The sequence below is a fragment of the Pedobacter sp. 10L46_2 genome (assembly GCF_056395165.1).
On sequence record NZ_JBFTIZ010000246.1, the window covers coordinates 1 to 9794 of the forward strand.

A 9794-nucleotide genomic window follows, 5' to 3' on the forward strand; every position below is an offset into this window, starting at 1 on the left:
GCCTTTTCCTTCAGGTTGAACATCAAAGCCAGATCACCTTCATTAGTAGTTCTTAATTGATCCTTAAAGAGCAGCTTATCCGCCTCCATCACTCTAATCCCTACATCACGCAATCCAACAGCAACTTTATCTGTACGCATCAGGTTAATATTTACTTTAACCTGATCCTTATCTGCAACTTTATTAACGGCTGCCTGCGATTTCACCAGCCATGTATTCTGACTAGGCTTACCCAAATAGAAGCGTTTGTTGAACAAATATTCATCTCCAAAGTTCTGCATCCAATTGGTATAAGCCCGTAAAGTATATCCCCCTTCATGAAAAATCTTTGCAGGTAGCGGAATCTGTCCCCAGCCCAAACCTTCCTTCATAGGGATACTTATTCTTCTAACCACCTCAGCACTATCATCATTAAGCTCAACATATAATAGCCCACTTTTTTGTGAAGCCGACAAATAGGAAGGATCAAACAAATAAGCCTTAAACCAAATCGTGTCACCAAGATTATAATAAGGCTTATCTGTGTGCAGGTAAGCCTTTTCTTCTGGCAGTTTATGATGAAAATTCTGCAATGCAGAAACTATATCTTTTGCGCTATGCGATGGTGGTTGCTGAGCCTGAAATTCATCACCCTCAACCTTATACCTGTAAACTTGTCTGCCCAACTCCCCGGCAGCATTAATCCCCTCAATAATCACTTTATAATTCCCTGGTCCATCTGCATTAAAAAAGTCGAAAGTGGTTTTTCCTGCATCAAAAGTTCTTACATTAGGATTCCAATATATAGTTGAACGAAAATCAGGAACCTGATTATTCAAACCCGGGCGATCATACCTTGGCGAATAAAATTCGCGTGCTTTATTAAAACCCCTTGGTAAAAAATTGACCATGCTTGGATCGTATTTTGTTTTCATGGATTTATAGGTGGTAATTAGCAAGGACGCTCCATTCAGGTATGATTTTAAAGCAGCATTCTGCCTAACAACCTCAATTTTAGCAACATCTTTAGCGTCTAGGGAGTTCCCCTCAAATATATCCGCTGCTTCACTAAAACTAAGTTTTCGACCATTTAAAATAACCTGCATAGGCATCCAAACTGGAGGGATCAAATCTGTATTTAGAAAATGAGGATAAAAAATATTCCGTTCGTATTCTGTTTTATACTCTCTAAATTGAATCCCGTTTAGTCTTCCTTCAATACAGTCCCTAAAACTTGCACATATTTGGGGGTTTTCGATGATATAGGTTTGATCTGCATGCCCTTCAGGAATTACCAGCGCACCTTGGGGCGAATAACTTTCAACTCTATTTTTTCTTGCATTGATTTTTACCTCCCGTAATCTCTGCACCCTATCCAGCTTACCCATTTTAACCAATACCTCTTCCTGCTTTCTTCCATTTTCCAAATAGGCTTTAGTGGTACCCGTAATGTCTGTATTTACATCCGGCAGGTTTTTGTTTTTACTTAATTTTTGCACGGGAATGCTGTCAAGAATAACTTCTACTTTATTTTTATTCTTTGCGGTTCGTCCCTGTATATTAAATTTCACACTATCAGTTAACACTACCTGATCAAATTTGAACCTTCCGGCCGTATCAGTCGTTGTGCCTTCCAATATGCCAGCCCTCATAGACATTAAGGTTACTTTCCCTTTACTTACAGGTTTATTAGCAAGGGATACTACCTTTCCGGAGATCACAGTTCCTAATTTTTCTGCAATAAACTTCGGTTTAACCGACAAGCCACTTGAAACTTCTTTCCAGGTAAACCGTCTGTAGCCTTGCGTCAACATTAAGTTATCTAGTTCCTTATTAACGGACTCATTTTCAGCAGTAAAATAGTAATTGGGTTGCTCTATGTATCCTTTAATATCTGAAGTAAGCAATGTTGAAGATAGTATTGTATGTTCATTACTTTCGTCCAGAGGCACTTTATCTTCGTTGACCACTGTAACCGAGAAACTTCCTGCCACCGGCTTACCCTTTGAATTAAAAGATTGTAGCCCAACACTCACATTTTCTCTCGATTTGTAGCTCTGCTTTGCCGTGCTTATTTCCAGCTTCATCTGGTCCTTGTTCTTTATAAAGGCAACTCTCTCGTTTAGCGGCTCTCCACTTTCATTAAATAAAGTGAACTGAGCTATTCCTGTCGGAAAATCTTTCTTCAATAACCAAATAGAGGTCATGGATTTGGTAATATTAAGGGGTGTAGCATAAATTGTCTCTCCACCCGTCTGCGCAATAAGGCTAACATTTACTGGTGTAACCGCTACCGGCGACAAATTAACTCTCACCAATATGCTATCCTTACTTGGTTGATAAACTGCAAGTACAAAACCTGTATTTTCTGCTTTAGGTAAAGCAATAGTGCTTTCAGAACCATCAGGATACTTTACTTTTGCAGTATAGGTTTTTCCCTCTTGGGGTTTTAATTTAAACGTTCCCATCCCGGCATGTTCACTTTCAAAATCAGCAACACTGTTACCTTGCTCATCTATTATGCTCCCCTTAATAAGAATACCCTTTCCATCCATCCCCAAGGCTTTAAAACCTATTCTGGAAGCAACTCCGTTTATCAGTATCCCTCCTTCTGGAAAAAACTGAACATCACTTTGTAAAAAGCCGGCCTTTATTGCAAAGTTTTTAGTAATCTTTAATTTACTATCCGCCTCTATAGTAGTCTGTATATAAGCTCCTCGTAAGTTCTCAGGCTTATCATTCTTGATATCTATATAAATATTCCCATTAGCATCAGTCTTTACAGTTTTTGCGATTACAGCTTCACCATTTGATACAACCCTATAGCTAACCACTCTCCCCGAAATCGCTTTCCCATCATCATCACTATAATTCAACTGAGCAGTTATTGCTGGTTTGTTATCAATAACTTTATACTTATAATCTATTTTAGAAGTAATTTCATTGCTATACGGACTGCCCACAATAAAAGTGCGGTCATAGAAATAATCTTCGCCTGCATTTCGCATCCATTGTGTATAAGCCCTTATCCGATAATTCCCTTCTTTAAGTTCTTCACTTAAATCAAAATTGCCCATTGCCATACCTGCTGTAACAGGTAGCTTTAAAGATTTTTCTATTGAATCTCTTTCATTTATCAGCTCCACATATATTGCTCCACTTAAAGCGGATAGCTGGTGCCTGCTGCCCACTGTTACATAGGCTTTAAACCAAATGGTATCGCCTAATGCATAATACGGCTTATCGGTATGTAAATACACTTTTTCCTGTGGATTAGTTTCTACCCATTTTTCTAATGTGCCTACTAATCTCTCAATAGGATCCTGCCCTTTTGGTACAAAAGCCAGGAAAGTTAGAACTGATAACAACAGTGCAATTCTAAGGGGTCTGGTGGATCTTTGATTTTCCATTGTTTAAATGTGATTGCGTAATTAAAAACAAAGACATTTCAGAATAACCAAATAGGGACAACATCTAAAATTATTTCACGCTGTATCTGTAAACCAACCTCCCAAGTTGCCCCGCAGCATTAATCCCCTCAACAACAACCTTGTAAACTCCTGGTTCACTCGCATTATAGAAATCAAAATGTGCCTTACCATTATTATTAGTTTTCACATCAGGATTCCAGTAAATTGTAGAACGGAAATCAGGTATTTTATTGTTTTTATCCCCATTTTCATATCTGGGCTCATATTAATGCCAAATTGCTCCTAACAACCTCTATTTTAACAATATCCATGGGATCTATTTCATTACTATCAAATATTCCTGCAATCTCTATTGGATCCTCGATTTTCCTTCCGTTAAGTACAATCTGCATAAGTGACGCTGAATCGATTGGGTCAGGTCTTGAGAGTGGATAATTATTAACTATTCCCACCTTCCCGAAAAGCACTCCGTGTAATCTTCCTTGTAAACACACCCCCAAATTGGCGCAAACCTCAGGTTTTTCAAGAAAAAAGGTTTGATCAGCATGCCCTTCCGGAATCTGCAGCATTCCCTGAGGGGCAAGTTTTTCACTTTCCCTTTTTTTAGCTATTATTTTTACTTCTCTAAGCCTTTGAACACGACTTAACCTGCCAAACTTAGGTAATGCCTGATCCTGATTCCAGCTATTTTCAAGATACACTTTAATATCTGTGCTAGTGCCATTACCAACATCTGGCAAATTTTTATTCTTAGTAATACCCTGTACGTGAGCACTATCTAGTATTACTTCAACATTTTTTCGATTGTCATGCGTCCTGGCTTGCACTACAAACTTAAAACCATCTTTAAATATTAAGTCATCAAACTTAAATCTTCCATCAGAATATGTCCTGGTATCTTCCATAATGCCTCCATTTAATGAAAGTAGATTCACCTTGGCATTTACAAGCGGCTTATTTCCTAAGGCAACTACCCTTCCAGAAATCTCTATACCCGACTTTTCGATTTTGTAAACTGGGGCTAAAGCCCGACCAAGACTGTTCCACACAAACCTCCTATAGCCTTGTGTCAACATCAGGTTATCCAAAGCTCTACTGGTTTCTTCGCTTTCATTAATAAAATAATCATTGGGCTTTTCTATATAGCCTTTCAAATCAGAACTCAGCAATAGGTTAGACAGTATTGAACTTTCCGAGGCCTCGTCAAAAGGTACCTTACCCTCATTAATAACAGTGACAGAGAAGTTTCCGTCCACGGGTTTTCCGAAAGGATCCTTTGATTCCATCTCTATCCAAACATTTTCCTTAGTATTATAGCTTGTCTTTTCAGTGTTCAACTTCAATTGCATTAAATCTCTGCTTTTAACAAATGCTATCCTCTCATTCAAAGGGTCACCTTCATTGTTAAACAAGGTAAACTGAGCAATTCCTGTCGGAAAACTACCTTTAAATAGTCGTATTGACATTATCGATTTGGTTATTTTTATTGAAGAAGAATAAATAACCTCTCCAGAAGATTGTACGATTAAAGCAACAGTTTTGGCCGACTGATATAAACCTGAAGAAGCTTTAATACTGACATTTAAACTATCTTTATTATCCTGATTAATTGACACAACATAACCTTCATCGCTCACTTTAGGAAGCATTACTTGTTTTTCTGATCCATCAGGATAAACTATTTCTGCGATGTAACTCTTCCCTAATTCAGGCTTCAGATTAAAAGCGCCCATCCCGGCATATAAGCTAGAGAAACCAGCAATTTCTTTACCCTCATTGTCTTTTATTTTGCCTTTAATACTTATTCCAGTGCCATTAACTCCTATAGCTTTAAAAGCTACCTTGGAGGTTATTCCATTAATTAAATCTCCACTTTCCGGAAAAAACTGAACAGCACTATCAGAAAGTTCGCCTTTTAAAATAGCCTTTTTACTTACCTTTTCTTTAGTTTCCTTCTTTACAATCCTGGAATTCGATTTGGCATCTGTAGTGTTAAGGAAGGGATCACCAATCATAAAAGTATGGTCAAAAAAGTAATCTTTATCCGAATTGCGCATCCATTGCGTATAAGCCCTCAGTCTATAGCTACCCTCTTTAAAATCATCTGCTAGTATCAAATCACCAGCCGACATTCCTTTAGTCAATTGAAGCTTAAGCGTCTTCTGAATAGAGTCTTTTTCGTTAATCAGGTCTACATACACTATCCCGCTATGGGTTGATGGCTTATGCCTGCTCCCCATTGTTACATACGCCTTAAACCAAATGGTATCACCAACTGCATAATAAGGCTTATCAGTATGCAGGTAAACCTTTTCCTGTGGGTTAGTTTCTACCCATTTTTGCAAAGATGTAATTAGCTTATCAACCGGATCATTATCTCGGGGAATAAATGCTAAAACTAGGATTACAACAAAAAAGGAAGGAATGTAGAGCGCTCGTTTCATAATATTTAATAGTAGCTAATCTCTCTTTTGGTTAAATAAGTACTTACTTTATTTTTATTATTGAGTGTAAACCAATTACCCTTCTCATCATACTCGTATGAGTATTTTTTCTTCCAGTCAACAAAGCCTCCTCCGGTATATCGAATCTCTTGAACTATATTATTGTTATCATCATATTCATAAGTAATAGAATGTTTTAAATGTCCATTTGAAGCATACGCCCTTTCGCCGCCTAACAGTAAAGTGGGTTCAATTGAGTAGGCTATACTTCCACTATTTAAAGTCGTATCATAATCATTCCACACCTTTAGTATGAGGTTATTTAAGCCATCATACTTATAAACTTCCTTAAGCTTTAATTCTCCATATCCATCATAACAAACACGTAAGCTCCTATTATTTTTATCGTCATACTCATAACGTTCCAGGCTTTTCACCGAATCAGAAATATATTTTTTCGCCATCATCTTCCCGCTATCATAATACATGTATTTAATCCTGTAGCCATGTTCACCATCCCCTTGCTCTTCTGAGAGTTCCTTATCCTCATACACATAACTTATGGTTTGCTCGACGGCGTTACTATCTATCGTATCATATATTTTTTGCTCAATCAGTTTTCCATTTAAGTCATAACTATAACTTCTTTTTTGAACCAAAGTATTTATACCCCCGGTAGTTTCGTAACATTTCTCAGTAAATGACTGTACTTGCCCTTTAGGTCTTCGCATGTCCCCATAGAATGGAAGCTGAGCGAAACAATTAAAAGGAGGAAATGTCAATAAAAACAAAAGAAATAACAATAATCCGAATTGAGAATATTTCATAGGTATTGATTAGTTATAATGAAAGACAACTAAGTAATACCAAATAGGGACAACATCTAAAATTATTTTAACAATAACATAATCTTATACTTAGATAATAGTAATCTTCCAACAATACATTCGCTGCTTAAACATATACGATACATGAAAAGAACGCTACTATTTAGTTTCCTTGTAATTGGTTTACTCAGCTGTAAAAAAGAGAAGCCATCAACAGACCAGGAGGTTGTTTTAAATGAAGATCCGGCCACATACGCTGAGATTGGATCTCTTGATATCGGAGAACTTGGCGCAGCTGAAATCTCTGCATTTGATCCTGCAACAAATAAACTCTTTGTTGTAAAAAATGAAAATGAAGGCGAGCCAAATCAGGTTAATAGAATTGAGGTTGTTGATTTTGCAAATCCATCAAATATGAAAGCCACTGGTTATATAAGTGTTACTCCATATGGAGGTGCTGTTAACAGTGTTGCAGTGCATGATGCCAAACTAGCTGCAGCTATCCAGGCTAACAACAAACAAGCAAACGGTAAGGTTATCGTATTTAAAACCACCGACCACAGTAAAATCAGTGAAATTAATGTAGGTGCGTTGCCAGATATGGTTACCTTTTCTCCTGATGGAAAATACATTTTAACCGCAAATGAAGGAGAACCTAATACCGATTATACAAGTGATCCGGCTGGTACAATCTCAATAATATCTGTTAATGACAATTACGCGGTAACAACCATCGACTTCTCGTCTATGATAGGTCAACAAGCTGCATTAACAGCCAAAGGGTTTAGAATCTTTGGCCTGGGCAAAAGCTTTGTAAATGATATAGAGCCCGAATACATTACAGTTTCTGACGATTCAAAAACTGCATGGGTTACTTTACAAGAGAACAATGCAATAGCTAAAATCGATATCGCTTCTAAAACCATCACTAATATATTCCCGCTTGGTTTTAAAGATTACAATACTGACGGTAACGAAATAGATCCGAGCGATAAAGACAGTGGCTTTGCTCCTGCAAAATGGCCTGTAAAGGGCATTTATATGCCAGATGCTATTGCCGTACTTGAGCAAAACGGAACTCCATACTTATTTACTGCCAACGAAGGTGATGCAAGAGAATATGATGCCTTCTCAGAAATAAAAAGAGTAAAGGATTTTGTGCTTGATCCTACAGCTTTCCCAAATGCTGCCGAATTAAGAAAAGATGGTAAACTTGGTCGTTTAAACATTACAACAACCCTGGGAGATGCTAATGGTGATGGAGTTTTCGATGCATTATATTCATTAGGATCCCGTTCGTTTAGTGTTTGGAATGGTAATAATGGAAGTCAGATTTTCGACAGCAAAAATGAGTTGGATGCTAAATGCGCCACTAACAACACTTATGATGATGGCAGAAGCGACGACAAAAGTGTTGAGCCCGAAGGAATAACAATTGGAACCGTTGGAACCAAAAAAGTTGCCTTTGTAGGTATGGAAAGAGCCGATGCAGTAGCAGTATATGATGTAACTAATCCGGTTAAACCAGTTTTCTTGCAGCTTTTAAAATGTGGTGATGCTCCTGAAGGAGTACTATTTATTTCTGCAAAAAATAGTCCTACCAAAAAAAGCTTATTGGTAGTAAGCAGTGAAAACGATGGTGTAATCAAAGTATATACACCAAAAACGATATAACAATTCTCATTATTAGTTGCTTGTTTGCGCCCCGTTGGGGTACAAACAAGCAATTATTACCAACACAATGGCCATAGTAGCGGCAACGGCCCTGATGGTATTTAAATAGCTCCATGTGTTCTCGAAGCCACTCCTTTGCAACCTCATGGCTTCCGCAGTTGCAGATTTCAGGTCGAAAGTATCCAATGCATTATTAAGTGGTACATTACCAAAAATAGTAACGCCAAAAGTGCCGATAATGTAACACAAAGCCGCAGCAACCAATAACCAGAACTTAAGCTGAACAGGTTGACCATAATGTAGGTATGCGCTTAATGGCAATAGCACCAATGCTCCAAAAAATCCGGCAAAGAATACCGGATTTAATATCGCTCTGTTAATTTCTTGCATTGCAGTTAAATACCCTTCATCCGACAGCTTTGCCAAACCCAGATTCACTGAACAAGACCAGGCATAAAACAATCCGGCCATCAGCGCAGTTGTGGTGCCCGCAAGCACCAATACTATATTTGTTAACGAGATCATACGATTTAACTTTTCCATAAATTACTAAAGATTTCTTAGATATTCCTTAAGCTCAAATGGTTTGCGCTTCAATAATTCCTCTAGTGTATCATCTACATAAGAAAACTCATCAGCTTTAATGCTATCCGCCAAACTCAACTGCCAGACTATCTGCTCATCCGGCATTTGAAACTTATCCAGCTCTTCAGCTAAAACAACATTAGGGATATTCACATAAGAAACCTCTATCCCCCTTTCCGCTGTTAAAATTGCAGCTACATCTTTAAAAGTATAAGCCTTTGAACCCGTTATTTCGTACCGCCTATTTTCATGGCCATTACCTGCAAGTACGTTACTTAGCGCCTCAGCAATATCCACACGCGACACAAAACTTACGGCTCCATTACCTGCCGGATAGTAAATATTGCCATGCTCCAATGCCTCGCCAATAAATATTGGAATAGTTTCCATATACAAACTATTGCCAAAAAAGGTATGCGGTATTCCTGAATCCAAAATAGCCTTTTCTGTTGCCAAACATTGTTGCGTTGCCATAAAGTACGCATCCAATTTTGGCTTTACAGCACCAGTATAAACAATATGCTGCACGCCCTGCTGTTTTGCGGCCGTAACCACATTAGCTTCCTCTTTAACACCCTGATCGCCTATACTTATTGCAGATATTTGCAATAGCTTATCAACTCCCTTCAATGCTTCATTTAACGATTCAAGATCATCATAATCGGCAATGCGAATTTGAATACCTGAATTTTTTAGATCCTCCATTTTCTTTGGATCTCTTACTATCGCCACAATTTGCTCTGGCTTAATCTTTTTCAATAGAAAACCTATAGTTGCTTTACCAAGGTTTCCGTTTGCTCCTGTTATTGCTATCATAATTTCTTTTTTTACCAAAATTATGAGCTATACAAAAC

7 protein-coding genes are annotated in these 9794 nt (G+C 37.8%); 1 reads left to right on the forward strand and 6 read right to left on the reverse strand.

Going from position 1 to position 9794, the window contains the following annotated elements; all coding sequences use genetic code 11:
- From AC1DDX_RS20815 to AC1DDX_RS20830, 4 genes are all read right to left on the reverse strand, one after another.
- The coding region (locus AC1DDX_RS20815; RefSeq protein ID WP_477622520.1) for a hypothetical protein at nt 1–3389 on the reverse strand (3389 nt) is incomplete at its 3' end.
- Nucleotides 3390–3459: 70 nt separating this feature from the next.
- Complete coding sequence (locus tag AC1DDX_RS20820; protein ID WP_477622521.1) at nt 3460–3597, reverse strand: hypothetical protein; 138 nt, start codon at nt 3595–3597, stop codon at nt 3460–3462.
- A 73-nt stretch (nt 3598–3670) separates the two neighbouring features.
- Entirely contained in the window at nt 3671–5854 is a 2184-nt protein-coding gene (locus tag AC1DDX_RS20825) for a carboxypeptidase-like regulatory domain-containing protein (RefSeq protein WP_477622522.1), read from the reverse strand.
- Nucleotides 5855–5859: 5 nt separating this feature from the next.
- Entirely contained in the window at nt 5860–6681 is an 822-nt protein-coding gene (locus AC1DDX_RS20830; protein ID WP_337715177.1) for a hypothetical protein, read from the reverse strand.
- Between the two features lie 144 nt (nt 6682–6825).
- On the opposite strand from AC1DDX_RS20830, the gene AC1DDX_RS20835 reads away from it, so the two are divergent.
- The gene (locus tag AC1DDX_RS20835) at nt 6826–8355 is read left to right on the forward strand and encodes a choice-of-anchor I family protein (protein ID WP_337715180.1); all 1530 of its coding nucleotides are present in this window, start codon (nt 6826–6828) and stop codon (nt 8353–8355) included.
- A gap of 12 nt (nt 8356–8367) precedes the next feature.
- On the opposite strand, the gene AC1DDX_RS20840 is transcribed toward AC1DDX_RS20835, so the two are convergent.
- Nucleotides 8368–8898 (reverse strand): anthrone oxygenase family protein, encoded by a 531-nt coding sequence (locus tag AC1DDX_RS20840; RefSeq protein WP_337715182.1) that lies wholly within the window; start codon nt 8896–8898, stop codon nt 8368–8370.
- Between the two features lie 6 nt (nt 8899–8904).
- Entirely contained in the window at nt 8905–9756 is an 852-nt protein-coding gene (locus AC1DDX_RS20845; protein WP_172663805.1) for an SDR family oxidoreductase, read from the reverse strand.
- Between the last annotated feature and the right edge of the window lie 38 nt (nt 9757–9794).

What these genes read in the sequence shown, in the direction of transcription:
- AC1DDX_RS20825 (WP_477622522.1), bottom strand. Translation starts at nt 5,854, where the DNA reads ATGAAACGAGCGCTCTACATTCCTTCCTTTTTTGTTGTAATCCTAGTT.
- AC1DDX_RS20835 (WP_337715180.1), top strand. Translation starts at nt 6,826, where the DNA reads ATGAAAAGAACGCTACTATTTAGTTTCCTTGTAATTGGTTTACTCAGC.
- AC1DDX_RS20840 (WP_337715182.1), bottom strand. Translation starts at nt 8,898, where the DNA reads ATGGAAAAGTTAAATCGTATGATCTCGTTAACAAATATAGTATTGGTG.
- AC1DDX_RS20845 (WP_172663805.1), bottom strand. Translation starts at nt 9,756, where the DNA reads ATGATAGCAATAACAGGAGCAAACGGAAACCTTGGTAAAGCAACTATA.
- AC1DDX_RS20830 (WP_337715177.1), bottom strand. Translation starts at nt 6,681, where the DNA reads ATGAAATATTCTCAATTCGGATTATTGTTATTTCTTTTGTTTTTATTG.